Source organism: Enterococcus sp. DIV1059_2, assembly GCF_051713685.1.
Classification (GTDB): Bacteria; Bacillota; Bacilli; order Lactobacillales; family Enterococcaceae; genus Enterococcus_D; species Enterococcus_D casseliflavus.
The window spans coordinates 3192658-3209642 of record NZ_JBIOQK010000001.1; the positions used below are offsets into that span (position 1 = coordinate 3192658).

At 44.2% G+C, this 16985-nt stretch carries 17 protein-coding genes; 6 read left to right on the top strand and 11 right to left on the bottom strand.

Annotation, left to right across the window (positions count from 1 at the left end; all coding sequences use genetic code 11):
* Window positions 1-24 precede the first annotated feature (24 nt).
* Window positions 25-1098 carry a Gfo/Idh/MocA family protein gene (locus IGI72_RS15135; RefSeq protein ID WP_005228203.1) on the bottom strand — a complete coding sequence of 358 codons (1074 nt, stop codon included), beginning with the start codon at window positions 1096-1098 and terminating at the stop codon, window positions 25-27.
* Window positions 1099-1332: 234 nt separating this feature from the next.
* Window positions 1333-2199: an AraC family transcriptional regulator gene (locus tag IGI72_RS15140; protein ID WP_005228201.1), complete on the bottom strand. Its 867-nt coding sequence runs from the start codon at window positions 2197-2199 to the stop codon at window positions 1333-1335.
* Window positions 2200-2331: 132 nt separating this feature from the next.
* Here IGI72_RS15140 and IGI72_RS15145 point away from each other — a divergent pair, with 132 nt between their 5' ends.
* Window positions 2332-3120, top strand: a complete 789-nt coding sequence (locus IGI72_RS15145; RefSeq protein WP_060791485.1) for a PHP domain-containing protein — start codon at window positions 2332-2334, stop codon at window positions 3118-3120.
* A 111-nt stretch (window positions 3121-3231) separates the two neighbouring features.
* On the opposite strand, the gene IGI72_RS15150 is transcribed toward IGI72_RS15145, so the two are convergent.
* From IGI72_RS15150 to IGI72_RS15185, 8 genes are all read right to left on the bottom strand, one after another.
* Window positions 3232-4170 (bottom strand): 2-dehydropantoate 2-reductase, encoded by a 939-nt coding sequence (locus tag IGI72_RS15150; protein ID WP_005228196.1) that lies wholly within the window; start codon window positions 4168-4170, stop codon window positions 3232-3234.
* 266 nt (window positions 4171-4436) lie between these two features.
* The gene (trhO, locus tag IGI72_RS15155; RefSeq protein WP_010749997.1) at window positions 4437-5399 is read right to left on the bottom strand and encodes an oxygen-dependent tRNA uridine(34) hydroxylase TrhO; all 963 of its coding nucleotides are present in this window, start codon (window positions 5397-5399) and stop codon (window positions 4437-4439) included.
* Between the two features lie 107 nt (window positions 5400-5506).
* The gene (locus IGI72_RS15160) at window positions 5507-6256 is read right to left on the bottom strand and encodes an alpha/beta fold hydrolase (RefSeq protein WP_010749998.1); all 750 of its coding nucleotides are present in this window, start codon (window positions 6254-6256) and stop codon (window positions 5507-5509) included.
* Window positions 6257-6514: 258 nt separating this feature from the next.
* A complete protein-coding gene (locus tag IGI72_RS15165; protein ID WP_311776546.1) occupies window positions 6515-7381 on the bottom strand; it encodes an IS3 family transposase in 867 nt (288 codons plus the stop codon).
* Between the two features lie 26 nt (window positions 7382-7407).
* Window positions 7408-8100 carry a helix-turn-helix domain-containing protein gene (locus IGI72_RS15170; protein ID WP_074935028.1) on the bottom strand — a complete coding sequence of 231 codons (693 nt, stop codon included), beginning with the start codon at window positions 8098-8100 and terminating at the stop codon, window positions 7408-7410.
* 83 nt (window positions 8101-8183) lie between these two features.
* The gene (scrK, locus tag IGI72_RS15175) at window positions 8184-9056 is read right to left on the bottom strand and encodes a fructokinase ScrK (RefSeq protein WP_010749999.1); all 873 of its coding nucleotides are present in this window, start codon (window positions 9054-9056) and stop codon (window positions 8184-8186) included.
* Between the two features lie 19 nt (window positions 9057-9075).
* Entirely contained in the window at window positions 9076-9573 is a 498-nt protein-coding gene (locus tag IGI72_RS15180) for an LURP-one-related/scramblase family protein (RefSeq protein WP_438754711.1), read from the bottom strand.
* Between the two features lie 3 nt (window positions 9574-9576).
* A complete protein-coding gene (locus tag IGI72_RS15185; RefSeq protein WP_010750000.1) occupies window positions 9577-10452 on the bottom strand; it encodes an SPFH domain-containing protein in 876 nt (291 codons plus the stop codon).
* Window positions 10453-10617: 165 nt separating this feature from the next.
* On the opposite strand from IGI72_RS15185, the gene IGI72_RS15190 reads away from it, so the two are divergent.
* Window positions 10618-10974, top strand: a complete 357-nt coding sequence (locus IGI72_RS15190) for a hypothetical protein (RefSeq protein ID WP_005228172.1) — start codon at window positions 10618-10620, stop codon at window positions 10972-10974.
* A 39-nt stretch (window positions 10975-11013) separates the two neighbouring features.
* Here the strand turns inward: IGI72_RS15190 and queG are convergent, their stop codons facing one another.
* Window positions 11014-12189: a tRNA epoxyqueuosine(34) reductase QueG gene (queG, locus tag IGI72_RS15195; RefSeq protein WP_005228165.1), complete on the bottom strand. Its 1176-nt coding sequence runs from the start codon at window positions 12187-12189 to the stop codon at window positions 11014-11016.
* A gap of 260 nt (window positions 12190-12449) precedes the next feature.
* On the opposite strand from queG, the gene IGI72_RS15200 reads away from it, so the two are divergent.
* The 4 genes from IGI72_RS15200 to dhaL all read left to right on the top strand — a co-directional run bounded on the left by IGI72_RS15200 (window position 12450) and on the right by dhaL (window position 16983).
* Window positions 12450-14774, top strand: a complete 2325-nt coding sequence (locus tag IGI72_RS15200; protein ID WP_123833652.1) for an HAD-IC family P-type ATPase — start codon at window positions 12450-12452, stop codon at window positions 14772-14774.
* Window positions 14775-14978: 204 nt separating this feature from the next.
* Entirely contained in the window at window positions 14979-15383 is a 405-nt protein-coding gene (gene dhaM / locus IGI72_RS15205; protein ID WP_005228160.1) for a dihydroxyacetone kinase phosphoryl donor subunit DhaM, read from the top strand.
* Window positions 15380-16363, top strand: coding sequence for a dihydroxyacetone kinase subunit DhaK (dhaK, locus tag IGI72_RS15210; protein WP_010750002.1), 984 nt, complete (start codon window positions 15380-15382; stop codon window positions 16361-16363). The genes dhaM and dhaK overlap by 4 nt, the downstream gene beginning before the upstream one ends.
* Window positions 16364-16377: 14 nt before the next feature.
* On the top strand, window positions 16378-16983 hold the full coding sequence (dhaL, locus tag IGI72_RS15215; RefSeq protein WP_016609484.1) for a dihydroxyacetone kinase subunit DhaL: 606 nt from the start codon (window positions 16378-16380) through the stop codon (window positions 16981-16983).
* Window positions 16984-16985: the final 2 nt, after the last annotated feature.

Sequence of the window (16985 nt, forward strand, 5' to 3'; positions counted from 1 at the left end):
TCGCTCCTTTTCTTCCAGCAGTTCTTATAGGTAGACTGGCTCACCGGTTTGCGATGATTTGTAGATCGCTTCTAAAATCTCCGTCACGACCATTGCTTCTTCAGGTTTGACCACTGGTTCGGTATCGTTGATGATCGCATGGATCCACGATTGTGCTTCTAAAATTTCTGGCGTTTCGCCGTTTCCTTCATAAAAATCAACGCCGCCTGTTTCAAGTTCGATATTTTTTTCATACAGCAAGCTGTGGTCTTCTCCGTTGATGGTCAAACCGTTGTTCATATCCGCACCCGCTTTGCTGCCCATCAGTGTCGTTTTGGCTTCTTTCACATCCAAGCTGTTGAGCGCCCAGCTAGCTTCTAAGAAAATCGTTGCGCCATCTTCCATGACCACAAAACCAAAGGCCGAATCTTCTACTGAGAATTTCTCTGGATCCCAAGGACCCCAAGCATTTGCGGCATTTTTGGTTTGCGACAACTCATGATACGCTTTTCCGACAACAAATTTTGGTTTGTAATTGTTCATCATCCATAAGGTCAGATCCAATGCGTGGGTACCGATATCGATCAACGGACCGCCGCCTTGCGCTTCTTCATCAAGGAAAACACCCCAAGTTGGCACAGCCCGACGACGGATCGCATGAGCTTTCCCAAAATAAATGTTTCCTAATTGTCCTTCGGCGCACACTTCATGAAGATAACGAGAATCTTTTCTAAAACGGTTTTGGTAGCCGATCGTGAGTTTTTTCCCTGTTCGGTTAGCTGCTTCGATCATTGCTTTGGCTTCTGCCGCTGTTTTTGCCATTGGTTTTTCACACATGACATGACAATCCGCTTCTAGTGCGGCAATCGTCAACTCAGCATGTGAGGCATTTGGTGTACACACATGGATCACATCTAGATCAGCTTGTGCCAACATTTCTTGATAATCGCTGAATACTTGGGCATCTTCGGTCCCAAATGCTGATTTCGCTTCAACTGCACGTTCAACCAGCAGATCACAAAAGGCAACCATTTCTACTTCTTCTACTTGAGACAAGGCAGGCATGTGCTTGCCGTTTGCGATCCCACCGCACCCAATGATTCCAACTTTAACTGTCATATCTTTCCTCCTGAAAACGCTTATTATTTTCTACCTCCTCATTATAGCGAAACATCGAAAGCAGTTCTTCCCAGTTTCCATTGAAAAAATTCCCGAAAATTATCTTATGAAACTTTAACAAAAAGAACCACTCCACAATTTATGAAAAGCGCTTAAAAAAACACTATCGAGAGAAAAATAGTGCCAAATTGACAAAAAAACAGTCGACAAGCAAAGACTCATCGGCTGTTTCTATCAATTTTGATTCAGTTGTTTCTGGTACTGCAACGGTGATTGACCAACGGCTTCCTTAAAGACATGGTGAAATGTTTTGACACTGGCAAAACCTGCTTTTTCAGCGACTTCTGCCATGGGGATCTTTTCATTGGCCAAGATAAATTTGGCTTGATTGATGCGGTATTCCGTCAAAAACTGCATGAAGGTCTTGCCAGTATTGGTTTTAAAGAAACGCGTGAAATAATGGGGACTAAACCCTACATGTCTTGCGGTGTCCTCCATCGTCAAGACTTCTTGGTAATGAGATTCGATGTACTCAAAGACATCATTCAGACGCTGCAAGGTTTCTTTGTATTGTGCGGCCGTTCGTTTTAGCGGATTGACGGCTTGTTTGCGCTTAGGCAAACCTTGATAGCACTCCCCAATCAACTGGTAAAGCAGCCCGAGAGTCAAATAACGCTTCCCAACAACATTTTCCTCTTCCAACTGATACAACTCGATCAAGAGACCTGTTATTTTTTCCGTAAAACTCGTTGGCCAATTTTTGCTGTGGGGCTCCCCTTCTTCAAAGAGTGTCATCAAGGATACTTCATTTTCTCGAAGCAACGGCTCTTCAAAAAGCTTCATATCAAATTGATAGACATAGCGTTCACTCTCAGGCGATGCTAGAAAATAGTGGGGTTGCCCGCTGGAAAAAAGATACAGATCCCCTTCCTCCAACTCAATGATCGTATCGTCAACACCAATATTGACCGTGCCGCGCTTAGCGTAAATGATCTCGATTTCTTTATGGACATGGGGGTAAACGATGGTCAACCCATCATTTAGAAACGTTCGAAAACGAAATTCACTTTCAAATTCAGGAATTTCAAGGTACATACTCATGGCTGACCGACTCCTTCGCTCTATTCTTATTTATTATAAGCGAAAAATTGTCCAAGAGAAAACCTTTTCTCAGCCAATCATAGTTTCTTCTGCTTTTTTGTGGTATCGTATTCAAGAAAAGGAGTCTTGTTTATGAATTATTATGATCAACATCTGCATACATTTTTGTCTTTTGATTCAGATGAACAGTTTGAGAATTATCTTGCTTACCAGCCTGCCTACTTCGTTGCGACAGATCATTTCGATTTGAAGAACCCCTATTCGGGATTCCGTGATGATATTCCTGACTATGAATTACTAGTAAATACCCACCAGAAGCTGCAAGAGACCACAGCGACGAAACTCTTAAAAGGCATTGAGATTGGTGTCGTGCCTGGTCAAGAACAAGAAATCTTGCGCTATCTTGAAAGCCATCCCTATGACTTGAAATTGATCAGTATCCATCAAAACGGTACCTTTGATTATATGGACGATGCCGTGTTGAACAAGGACAAATTTGCAGTCGCCAAACAATACTTTGACCAAATGGCCCACGTGTTGGACTCGTTTTCTGACGGGCACATCGTGACCCACTTTGATTATGGCTTGCGTCGTTTCCAATTTACAGCTGAGGAATTGGCCGCCCATTTTGAAACAGAGTTAACGACGATCTTCAAAAAAATCGTTGCCCGTGACTTAGCGATGGAAATCAACGCGAAGAGCTTTGGCCCCTATCAAAATGCCCACCTTTATCAATATGCAATCCCGCTGTATCAAAGTGTCGGTGGTAAATTGTTCACCCTCGGCTCTGATGCCCATAAAGCCAGTGACTATCGGTTAGATTTTGCAGCGATGAGCGATCTATTGCGTTCCTTTGGTGTCAATCAATTAGCGGTCTTTCAAGGTAGCGAACGGTTTATGGCGGATCTGCCTGCTCAATAGCGTCACCTTTGAATGCACTCTACAACAACACATTTTCAATAAATGGACAAAAAAACGGCGAACCCTAAAAGGATACGCCGTTTTTGCATGTTTAGAATAGATTTACTTAGGTTATTCTGCTGCTAAAATATCTTCCTTAGCATGGATCATTTGAGTCAAAAAGTCACAATAAGGCGTTGGCACTTGGTACTTGCGGCCTTTTCTCGAGATTGCGCCATTGATATAATCGATCTCGGTTTTGCGATGATTATTGATCAAATCTTGATACATGGATGGATAGTGCATTCCGATGCCTTCTGGATCATAGGTTTCTTCAATATGGTGGACTACTTCGGATACATCCAGTTCAACAGATTCATGGGCAGCAACTGCCGCAAATTCTTCCACGATCGTTTGGACCATCGCACGCGCCGTTGAGGTTTGTCCGAATTGGGCAATATTCACATTTAAAATCGAACACAAGCCATTTAGGGTGCCGTTGACACAGGCTTTGCGATAGATGGAGTAACGGATGTTCTCAGAATAAGACGCATTCAACCCAGCATCAGCCAAGACTGCCGCCAATTGACGGGCATCTTCTTCTTTCCCCGGTTCGATGTTTTGCAGTTCTACAGAACCATCCCCAAACAAGCGAACATTACCAGGACCAATCAAGTCCGCCGTCCAAATGGTATTTCCTAAAAAGATTTTATCCGTGCTAACATATTTTTCAATCGTGTCCTCATGACCGATCCCGTTTAATAAGCATAAGACTTTCGTTTGCTCTCCGATCATCGGTTTGATCGTTTGCATCATTTGATCCAGTTGCATCGCTTTAGTAAAGACCAGGATCAAGTCTGCTTGTACAGTCGTTGGGATCTCATTTTGCGAATAGATCGAAAAAGGGACTGCGATCTCTTCACCGTTTAAGTTTGCTCGTAATCCGTGTTCACGGATCGCTTCGATATGCGCAGGCCAGCCGTCGATTAACGTGACGTCATTTCCGCCTCTTTTTAGCATAATAGCAAAACGGCTGCCCATAGCACCTGCACCAGCAATAACAATTTTCATCTGAATTCCTCTTTCCTCTTCCACAATTAGGTATAGTTTACTCTAAAATCGTGAAATATGCGAGAGCCTTGCGTTTTTTCTCGATAGGAAAGAAAAAAGAACAATTGGAATAGTTAGATTTTTCAGATAATTAAAAAACAATCGTTTCCAACTCTGTCCATTCAAAAAAGCCGCACGGAAGGTGGAAAAACTGACTGAGCTAAGCCAGTTTTCGGACTCACGTGCGACTCTTTTAATCCTTCATTTCCTGTGAAACAGTTGTCGGTTTATGCAGTGACTGTTTCATTTTTTGTTGCAAAGTTTTTTAACCGTTCAGCTTTTTCTGCTTCTGTGATTCCATGTTGCTCCACGTAACGGTTGTGTTCGTGGATGGCACAATCATAGCTGCAGGCACCTAAATGGGCAGCCTGATTTTCCTCAGAAGTTAAGAATTGGCGATTGCATTCTGGGTTGGCGCAGTTTACATAGCGCTCGCAAGGTGTCCCATCAAACCAGTCGCGGCCGATGACTTTTTTATCTACATGATTGATTTCCACACTGATGCGTTCATCAAAGACGTACATTTTCCCATCCCAAAGCTCACCTTGAACTTCTGGGTCATTCCCATAAGCAAAGATACCGCCATGGAGTTGGGCCACATCTTCAAAGCCTTCTCGCAGCAGCCAGCCTGAGAATTTTTCACAACGGATACCACCAGTACAATAAGTAACGACTTTTTTATCCATGAATTTTTCTTTATTATCGATGATCCATTGCGGCAACTCACGGAAGCTGCGGATATCGGGACGAACGGCTCCTCGGAAATGGCCTAAATCATATTCATAATCGTTACGGGCATCGATCACCACGGTATCTTCATCTAACAACGCTTCTTTGAACGCTTTAGGATCTAAATATTTTCCAGTCATTTCTAATGGATCGATGTCGTCTTCAAGGTTCAATGAAACCAATTCTTTACGCGGACGAACGAATAGCTTTTTAAACGCATGTTCTTCTACTTCGTCAATCTTATAAAAAATCCCTTTAAAACGGGGATCAGCTTCCATTTTTTCCATATAGCGATCCGTTGCTTCAACCGTTCCAGAAAGTGTGCCATTGATCCCTTCATTGGCTACTAAAATACGGCCCTTGATGCCAATTTCTTTTCCAAATGCTAAATGCTCCTTGGCGAAGCTTTCCGGATCTTCAATTGTTGTGTATTTATAAAATAATAAAACGCGGTATGTCAAACCAATTCCTCCTTTTTTTGCACCCTACAGTATAGGTTATCACGTGACAAAAAACGAGTTTTATGCTTGTACCTTTTCACACAATCTTTTTCCTTGCGCAAACCGTGTCATGGATTGGTTTGATTGAGCTCTGCCACGAAAAAAGCTGTGACTTGATCCATCGTTTCTCCACGTACCAGATGGCGTTCTTCTCGCGAGATAAACTGCAAATTTGCTTCTGGATTTTCTGCCACAAAGGCTTCCACATCACCATAAGGAATTTTCTCGTCTTGGGTACCATGCCAAAACAAAAGAGGACGCTGTCCCAATTTCTCTGGTTGAGAAGACAGGTCGTAAGCATCCATCCAGCTTAAAAGCTGACCATAATCCTCGGGTACAAAGAACCCAGCAGCGCCAGCGTGCATTTGGATACGGTCACGGTATTTCAACATGGAAGGAGAACCCATGATACAAGCTGCCGCTGTAATTTCTGGATGCTGGCACAATAAACCGCACGTGGTCATCCCTCCCATAGAGACTCCGCCAACTGCGATCTGACCGTTGACCAAACCAAGGTTTTCAAAAAAATCGACTAAGTAAGAAAACTCAAATAGATTGGTTTGGATACTTTGCCAAAAAGTTAGAGAAGGAATCTCCGATAGTTGGGTCTTGCGCTCCCCATGATTGGCTGCATCTGGCAAGACCACCCGGAAACCTTCTCTAGCCAACTTTCTGCCTTGTGTCAACACTAATTCTTTACTCGTCTGCCAGCCATGGTAGTAAATAATCAATGGCAGCGGCTCATAAATCATTTCTTCTGGTACGACTTCTAAGACCGGAATATTCCCGATTTTTCTTTTTCGAACAGCTAATTTCATTCTTTTCCACCTCAGCTTAAGTATACAAAAAGTCGCCAAAAGTGCCACTAATACGCTGTAAAAAAAGACCATACCCGAAGTGCTGGGCTCCCCGTCAAGTGGACAATGAAATAGAATAAAATTATTTTGACGACTGTCTACCGAAATTCGGTAGGCAGTTTTTATGTTTTTTACTTTGTTTAACCTCAACTTTGCTCGACTGGCCTCCTTCTTGGTTAAGCGGATTTATTCTATTCGCTTGTCCAAGAGGGGGAGTGATTAAGCTGCCATTAATAATTCTTGATGAACTTGGATCGGTGTTTTGCTCTTCAAACATCGTTGATAGCGACCATTGTTGTAATAGTTCATGTATTTCTCGATCATTTCAACGAGACTTTCTCTACTGATAAACTTTCGCCGATAATATTTTTCTCGCTTAAGCATTCCCCAGAAGCCTTCCATTGGACCATTATCGGTACAACGGGCGACACGAGACATACTCTGCTTCATTTTCGCTTTCTTTAGCTTTGTGCAAAAAACTTTACTTGTATATTGAAATCCGCGATCGCTATGAAATAGCGGATGAGCGGTTGGCTCGGCGGCGACTGCTTGATCGAAGGTATCAAAGACTAATTTATTGTCATTTTTGTCGCTGATGACAAATGAAACAATGCGACGATCGGCGAGATCGAGAATAGCGCTCAAATAGATTTTCTTCACTTCGGCCCCTTCATAATACTTGAATTCACTCACATCTGTTAGCCATTTTTGATTCGGTTGATCCGCATAGAACTTTCGATTCAAATAATTTTTCGCAATATGATACGGAGTCTTGGATGCCTTAGTGATACTATTGCCTGAATGCTTGATGGTTGATTGGATTTGAAGTTTGCGACAGATTCGAAGAATACGCTTGTCATTCACTTGAAAGCCATAATCATTCACGAGATCTTCACAGATTCTGCGATATCCTTTATCGTTGTCTGCTTCATAAATATAACGAACAAGGTCTGCCAACTGTTCATTCAATACCACTTCAGGCAGTTTGGGATTTTTTAACCAACGATAATAGGCCGATCTTGTGACATGGAGCAGGGTACACATGGTGTTAATTGGATAGCTTTTTGTCTCGTGCAGCTCTTTGATCGATTGGTATTCAAACGTATGACGAACTAATTCAAATCCCGCCTCCTTTCTAACTCGCTGACTTTTTTTAACAGGTCATTTTCCATTTCAAGCAACTTGATCCGTCGTTCTTGTTGAGCCAGTTTATCGCGCATTTCTTCTTCGGGTGTTCTGGCAGGTTTACTTCCCGCTCGTTGCCCTCGACGGTCTTCTAAGCCTTTTTCTCCCATCTCGTCGTATTTCAACACCCAGTTCCGAACTTGTTGGTAAGAGACTTGGTACTGAATTGCGGTTTTCCCATAGTCTCGACCGTTGATAATACAGTCATGCACAATTTTAATTCGTTCATTCAATGTTGTTTTTCTGGATTTACTCATTCTACTTCCACCACTTTCTGATTTGAAGTTTCTATGAGTATTATATATCTTTAACCAGTCTTCTAATTGTTTTTTGTTACGAAGCCCGTATTTCTTGGCGACAGCTCTTAAGCTACCATGTGTTCCAGCTAAATAATCATGGACCGCATTCAGTTTCAACTCTGTTGAGTATGATTGATTCCTTTTTGTAGGGAGTAAACCTGTGGGTCCTTCATTCTCATAAAGAGTGATCCACCTTTCTATCGTACTGAAACTTACTTGTGCTTCTTTGGCCAGGCTGTTTATGCTAGCTTCATTTTTTAAAGCTCTTTCTACAAAAGCTAGCCGTTCTTCTGAACTTAATTTCATTTTTCCTCTAGACATACAAACTCCCCCTATATAAGCCACTTTATATTTCAGTGTCCTATATAGGGGGAGCATATCAAAGAGTATGATCTTTTTTTTATTTATGAATGTAAGACCGCTTCTCGAGCCAATGCCAAACAACCGAGCGTTCCAGCGTTGTCTTCCAATGCTGGGGTCACGATATATTTGCTTAACTCAGGTGTTTCGACATACCCATTGACCAATTTTGCAAATGCGTCGTGGACGTTTTGCAGCATATGACGTTGTTTCATCACACCACCGCCAAAAATGATCACATCTGGAGAAAACATCAAGGTTGTATTGTAGGCACATTGAGCAATATAGGAGGCTTCGATTTCCCAATAAGGATCATCTTCTGCAACCTCTTGACCTTTTTTCCCTAAGCGTTTTTCGATGGCGGGTCCAGCAGCCATCCCTTCTAAACAGTTGCCATGAAATGGACAGCTGCCAGCAAAGTCATCTTTTGGATGAGGGACGACCAGCATATGCCCCATTTCTGGATGACTAAAGCCTTCGATAAAGCGCCCTTCTTGTAAGGCACCGCCGCCAACACCTGTACCGATCGTGTAATAAACGACACTACTCAATCCTTTGCCACTGCCGAAGACATACTCACCATAGGCGGCCGCATTGACATCTGTTGTCCAAGAAATCGGGATCGGAAATTCTTTTTTCATGGTACCGATGAAATCAAAATTTTGCCATGCCAATTTCGGGGTCGAGGTAATGTACCCATAAGTGGCAGAATCGCGATGGATATCGATGGGCCCAAATGAGCCAATCCCAATCCCTGCTAAATCTGCTTGGTATTGTTTGAAGAAACCAATGACTAAAGGCATTGTTTCCTCAGGTGTCGTTGTCGGAAAGCTCACTCTTTCCTTGATTGTCATTTCTTCATCGCCAATGGCGCACACAAATTTTGTGCCGCCTGCTTCAATCGAACCGTATAACATGCACATCGCTCCTTTTTTTCTAACTACTTGCTGAACTTGACGCTGCGGCATCATCTGCTTTGACGCGATCGATGGCTACCACTAATGCAATGATCAGGTCATCTAGATCTTCTTCATAGATCACAACTTCATAGGTATCGCCCCAAGAGATCCATTTTTTGTGGATATCTGCGATCCGTTTGCCGTTGCGGTTGACCACAAAATCCATATCCCACCAATTGCCGTCCACATCGATGCCTTCTGCACTGATGGAATAGCGGGCTTTAAAAAATGTGAAATGTTTTTCTAAAACGATCGCTTCTTGGCCGTGGACTTCCACAAAAAATTTCGGTAATAAACTGAACACTTTTTTGGTGATCTCCGCGATCGGTCGCTGCTGCTCATTGAAGATCGTAAAACTTTTCGGGATCTTAAAAAAACTGCCTTCGACATAATAGCGAGGGTTTTGTAAATCATCGGTGACGGTAAATTTTTCGCCAATGCTGAAAACCTTCTGTTTGATGTAAAGTTTCTTCAAATGCTACACTCCTTTCTCTTTGACATCGCCCGTATTGATCACCGGCTGCGTGCCTTTATCGGTAATGATCGACACCAATAAATTATTGATCAGTTGGACTTTGCGGTCATCTGTGAAATTGATGTCCTGTCCGTCTTCGATTTGTTCTAACGCCATTTGTGTCATGGAGACGGCCCCTTCAACAATGATTTGCCGTGCTGATAAAATTGCTTTAGCTTGTTGGCGCTGCAACATCGCACTAGCGATCTCAGTCGCATACGCGAGGTGATTTAAGCGGGTCTCTATGACTTCGACCCCAGCAACAGCCAATCGTTCTTGCAATTCTTTTGCCAGTTCTTCAGAAACTTCATTGGTATTGCCTCGCAACGTCAGATCATCGTCATTGAACGTGTCATACGGGTATTGCGTCGCAATATGACGAATCGCTGTTTCACTTTGGATCTCAATGAAATCTTGGTAATAATCGACATCAAACAATGCTTTCGCCGTATCTACGACTTTAAAAACCACCACCGCCGAGATCTCGATCGGGTTTCCGTCTGAATCATTGACCTTCAACAGCGAACTGTTAAAGTTACGGACTTTCAATGAAACATTGATTTTTTGGGTTAAGGGGGTTGTCACGAATAAGCCGTTGTCTTTAATGGTCCCTAAATATTGCCCAAAAAAGAGGATCGCTTTGGCTTGGTTGGGCTGTACGATCGTTAACGAACTAAGGAACAGAAACGAAACGATCCATAAAAGAATACTGAGAACGATTTCGAGAACGCTCTCATTTACGAACCCATGATAAAACAAATAACCGCCGCCAACTAATAACCCGATCAGCACAACCAGTGCTAAATACCCATTCACATGAAATGTCTGTTTTTCTGTCATTTTTATTCCTTCCCTTCTTGCTCTTATCTTACCTTGGTTAAAGCCGCTGTGCAAATGTTCTTGCGCATATCAGGGACGATTCCCAATCAAGCTATTTTGTTTTCTGCAACTTTCCCGTTACAATTAAGGTAGGACAAAATTTTTCTCAAAAAAGGGGTAATTCTTATGGCACAAAAAATTGACTTAGAAACGAGTAAATGGTCGTTGGAATCGATCATTAAAACGGTCGGCACCGATCTTTCCTCTGTTGTAGAGGTACAAAACAAAGATGGCATTGATGTTGTAGTGATCTCGAAAGACGAGTGGCAACATCTTTTGGAATTACTCGATGCACGTCATGCAGAAGGCTATCGGTTGGAACAAGAGCTTCCTGAAGAAATTTTAGTTGACGTTGCCGATACCGACAACCAATACACCGAAGAAGGCGAGTTAGAAATGGAGCTGCCTGAGCGTGTGCATCCAGCACCCGATTTTGAACTCGATTCAGAAGAAATCGTTGAAAGTGATGACGTACTAGATTAAACAAAAAAGCAAAACGGCCACGGGCACGTTTTGCTTTTTTTATAGCTCTTTTTCCTGCTTTTTGGTAATGACTGCTTGCAATCGTTCGATGGCAGGCTGCAATTCTTGCTGTGCTTCTTCTTCGGGTTCTAACTCTGCGCATCGTTGCAGTCGCTCTAACCACATCTCTGGTTCTTTGACGCCCAACTGACCAATGGCCCAATAAGCCGTTCCTCGAATCACTGGGCGCACGTCTTCTGTCGCACAGCGCCAAATCGCTGGCAAGGCACTGCGGTCTCCCACATTGGCTAAGGCGATGATGGCATTACGCTGCAGCGGTTTTTTCCCCCGCCAAGAGCCAGATAGATGGCCAAATTGTTCTTTGAAGGCTTTGTTTGATAAAGACAGCATCGGTTGCAGTTTTGGATAAACGGTATCGACTTCAGGCTCCATCTCTTGATGAAAATGGAAGTCCTTCCCCCGATTATAAGGGCAGACCAGCTGACAAATATCGCAACCGTAAATCACGTTATGCATCTTTTTGCGGTACTCTTCTGGCATCATGCCCTTCGTCTGGGTTTGATAGGACAAACAGCGCTGGGCATTCATCCGACCATCGCCCAATAACGCTTTGGTGGGGCAAGCCGTCACACAACGCATGCAATCCCCACAACCAAACGGGACTTCTTCATCTGGTTCAAGAGAGATATTAGTGACGATCTCCCCGAGATAAACAAACGAACCAAACTCTTCTGTGATCAGCAAGCCATTACGACCGATAAAGCCAAGACCCGCCCGCTGCGCTGCCGCCACATCCACCAATTCCCCTGTATCGACTTGCGGTGCGAAACGCCATTCGACTTGTTCTTCCATCGTTTGCGCTTGTTCTTTGATAAAGGCGATCAAGCGATCCAATCGTTCTCGCAAAATATCATGGTAATCGATGCCCCACGAGGCACGGGCAAACATCCCACGTTTTTCATCCCGCGGGACTTTCTCTTTGATTTTTGTCGGATAAGCTAAAGCGATCGCAATGATCGTTTGCGGATTTTCAAATGTCCGTTCAGGATAGATCCGCTCTTCGATCACGGGATGCTCAAAACCAGAGGTATGGCCTTTGGCTTTTTGTTCCCGCAAGGAAGGCTCCAATGCCAAAAACGGCTCCGCTGAAGCAAACCCGATCTTGTCGATGCCAAGCCGCTTGCTTTCTGCAATAATTTTTTCTTTTAAAGACATGCTCGCTACCCTCTTTTGTCCGCTAAGCATCTGCTTCTCGGCTTTTTCTCTTCCCCTATTATACGTAAGCACCAGAAAAAAGTCGATGGTGCGGTTTGTTCCCCCAGTTTTTTTCTTTCTTTAAAAGAACACGTGTTGATTGTTTAAGATTTTAATTAATTTTATCGTTATTTCCCTCGCAACGATTGCATTGCCTTTTTCGAATGGCTAGACTAGATAAAGGAATCAGAAAGAAATGAACAAATGAAATGGAGATGCTTATGACTCAATTACCCACCGGCTTGACTGCAGCAGAAGTGGCCAAGAAAACCCAAGAGGGGCTGCACAATGATTATGAAACAAAAACCAGTAAATCAACTACTGCGATCATCAAGGACAATTTACTGACGTTATTCAATTTTCTCAACCTATTGATTGGCGTTTTTTTATTTGCCGTAGGCGCCTATTCCAACATGTTCTACTTAGCGATTATTTTTGTGAATATCACCATTGGGATCAGCCAAGAATTGCACGCACGTAATTTAGTAAAAAAACTCTCACTTGTTTCACCGCAAACGGTACGAGTGATTCGAGATGGTCAAACCCATGAGATTTCAGCCAAAGAATTGGTCTTAGAAGACTCAGTCATTCTTGGTGCTGGGGACCAAATCCCCGCTGATATGACGGTGCTTTCTGGACTAGTCGAAGTCAATGAAGCGATGCTGACTGGTGAAGCCGATCTGGTTGTCAAAGAAGCAGGTGCTTCCTTACTCTCAGGAAGTTTCATCGTCAGCGGTGAAGTGACAGGAAAAGTTATTCATGTCGGTGCAGAAAACTACGCAGCGAAACTAAGCAATGAGGCGAAGGTCCACAAACCGATCCGCTCTGAGCTGCTTGCTTCGATCCGTAGTGTATCCAAATTCACCAGCTATGTGATCGTTCCTTTAGGGGTGATTTTGTTCTTCCAAGCCTTTATGATGCGAGATGCTGGGATCAAGGAATCCGTCGTCGTTTCTGCCGCTGCCTTATTAGGAATGTTACCAAAAGGACTTGTCCTGCTGATCAGTATCGCCTTGACGACAGGTGTCATTAAATTGGCCAAAAAACGGATTTTGGTCCAAGACATGTATGCCGTTGAAACCTTGGCGCATGTCGATACCCTTTGTCTGGATAAGACGGGGACGTTGACGGAAGGCCATATGGTTCTCGAATCGATCGTTCCTCTCCAAGCCGACAGCGACCCTAACATGCTCTTAGGGAATTATTTGGCAGCCAGCACAGATAACAATTTGACGATGCAAGCATTGCGTCAAGGCTGCCCTGAGCTAACGGATCATCAGCCGATCGAAGTCGCTGCCTTTTCTTCACAGCGCAAATGGGGTGCTGTGGCTTTTGAACATCTAGGAAATGTCTATCTTGGCGCACCTGAAAAAGTCGCTGGCTCTGCTGCCTTGCCGCAAGTCAAAGAAGCGCAAGAAGCAGGTCTGCGGGTGTTGATTTTAGCTGTAGAGACCGATCCAAAAGCGCCAGCATCCTTTGACCCAAGCAATGCACAAGCGGTGGCAGTCTTGATTTTATCTGATATCATCCGCCAAAACGCTGAAGAAACCTTGGCTTACTTAGCCGATCAAGGCATCGATCTAAAGGTGATCTCTGGCGATAATCCAATAGCTGTCGCAGCGATCGCCCATCGTGCAGGTCTTGCGAATGCCGATCAAGCCATCGATCTTTCTACCTTAACGACCGAAGCAGAAGTCCGAGAAGCTGCGACACGCTATACGGTCTTTGGTCGTGTGACCCCTGAACAAAAGAAACTGCTTGTCCAAGAATTAAAAGCCAATCAACGGACCGTTGCTATGACGGGCGATGGCGTCAATGACGTGTTGGCGCTGCGGGAAGCCGACGTTAGTATTGCGATGGCTGCTGGCGACAGTGCGGCTCGTCAAATCGCTAACTTTGTCTTATTGGATTCTGACTTTACTACGTTGCCAGATGTTTTATTTGAAGGACGCCGCGTCGTCAATAACGTCACCAAAGCGTCGGGGATCTTCTTTATCAAGACGATTTACAGCTTCTTGCTCTCTTTGGTTTGTATCCTGACATCCAGCGCCTTTCCGTTCTTGCCGATCCAAATCACATTGATCGACTTAGCAATTGAAGGCTATCCTTCTTTCTTCCTTTCCTTTGAAGAAAACAAAGCACCGATCAAGGGGCGCTACTTGCCGACGGTCTTACTCAATGCATTACCAAATGCCTTGTTGGTGTTAGTCAATTACTTTGCGATCCGCTTCTTACAAACCGACTACGGTTGGTCGCAATTTGATACGACGACCTTGTTGTACTATTTGTTGATCGGGATCAGCTGTATCGCTGTGATTCGCGCTTGCTTGCCGTTAAATCCATTGCGATTGTTCTTAGCGATTACCACTACCGTGGGGATCTATGTCGCAGCAATGCTTTTCCACGGATTGCTGGAAGTCGGTTTCTTGACCGCCGTAACATTGCCTTACTTCCTTGGCATGATGGCATTGAACATCTGCCTGTACGTGGGGCTTTCTTTCCTAACAAAGCGCTTTTCAGCCAAAGTGCTCGTTAAACAATCCTAATTGATTTTACAGCATCGCTCTTTCTTGCTTTGTCCAGAAAGACGATGCTGTTTTTTTGCCCTCTCCATAGGTGCAACCATACAAGAAGAAAGAAATTTGGTATACTGAACCTGTAGGCGGTTTCAACAAGGACGGTGTTTCTTTGGAAAAGGCAACCCCCTTGTCAAACAGCCAAATTTAATCAGAAAGTGTTGGTGAAATTGGATGAAAAAAAGTATTTTACTCGTTTCTCACAGTCAGCAACTCACCGAAGGATTAAAACAGATGATCGAAGAAATGGCTGACGGCGAGTCAGTCACGATCTATTCTTTAGGCGGGACAGCAGAAGGAGAGCTGGGTTCTGACGCCACGAAAATCGTGGATGCCGTCAACGAATCCGCAGACGCTGAACTGATCTTAGTCTTTGCCGATCTAGGCAGTGCCGTTTTGAATGCCGAACTTGCATACGACATGCTGGAACCTCAGCAACAAGAACGCTATCACCTGATCGACGCGCCGCTGGTGGAAGGTGCCTTTGCTGCAGCGATCACCGCTGGTTTCAGTGATGATTTGGCGCAAATCGTTGCAGAAGCAAAAAAAGCAGCCGAGAAAGGATGGCATGAAGCATGAAAAAAATCATTAATGATCCCTCAATGATCGTAGAAGAAATGTTGGCTGGTATCGTAGGCAGTTATCCCGAACTGGTCCATCAAGTCGCAGACTCACGGGTGATTGCTAAGAATAATCAAAAAGAACAAGTCGGTCTTGTTTCTGGTGGTGGGAGCGGACATGAGCCGGCCCATGCTGGCTTTGTCGGTGATGGGATGCTTAGCGCCGCCGTTTTAGGCGATGTCTTCACCTCCCCGACCCCCGACCAGATTTTGACGGCTATCCAAGATTCTGATCAAGGACAAGGTGTCTTGCTGATCGTCAAAAACTATACTGGCGATATCTTGAACTTTGAGATGGCCAAAGATATGGCAGAAATGGAAGAGATCACGACGGAGATCGTGGTCGTGGATGATGATATCGCTGTTGAAAATAGCACCTATACTGCTGGCAAACGAGGAGTTGCCGGTACGGTCTTAGTCCACAAGATTTTAGGCGCAGCTGCTCGTAATGGTGCCAGCTTAAGCGAATTAAAAACACTGGGCGATGCCTTGGTTGCATCGATCAAAACCATTGGGGTCGCATTAAAAGCGGCAACAGTTCCTGAAGTTGGGAAACCAGGTTTTGACTTAGCCGATGATGAGATCGAGTATGGCGTGGGCATCCACGGCGAACCTGGTTACCGTCGTGAAAAACTGAAACCCTCACGTGAACTAGCACAAGAGTTGGTGGAAAAAATCTTAGCGGATTATGAAAAGACCCCAGAAAAAGTCGGTGTCTTGATCAACGGTATGGGTGGTACGCCGCAAATGGAGCTGTTCGTTTTTGCCAATGATGTCGCGAAATTACTCGCAGAAAAAGACATCCCTGTCTCCTTCCATAAAGTCGGCAATTTCATGACTTCCATCGATATGCAGGGACTTTCACTGACCTTGATCGACTTCAGCGAAACGGATCACACCGATGCGTTAAATGAAGCCGTCACAACAATAGCCTGGTAAAGGAGCGAATAGAGATGCAATTGACAACAGAAACGGTGCAAGCATGGTTAGATACCTTCACAAAAGAAATCGAAGCAAACAAAGCCTATTTGAGCGATTTAGATACACCGATCGGCGACGGGGACCATGGCAACAATATGGCACGCGGCGTAGCTGCTTATCAAGAAGCTTATGCCAAACAACAGCCAACGACGATCAGTGATACCTTTAAAGTCTTCTCGATGGCAATGATCTCAAAAGTCGGCGGCGCTTCAGGTCCCCTTTATGGTTCGGCGTTTATGAATATGACCAAAGCAACGAAGGAACTAGAAACGATCGACTCCTTTGAACAATTAGGTACGATCGTTGAAGAAGGCTTGACGGGCATCAAAATGCGGGGAAAAGCTGAGTTTGAAGACAAAACGATGATCGATGTTTGGCAACCTGTCGCAGAAGCCTTGAAAAAAGGTGAATTGACCAAAGACACGATCGAAGCAGCGAAAGAACATACCAAAGAACTCGTTGCTAAAAAAGGCCGTGCCTCTTATGTTGGTGAACGTGCCATCGGTCATATCGATCCCGGATCGGCTTCTAGTGCGATTTTGTTTGACTCACTATTAACGGTGATAGAAAAGAATTAAAA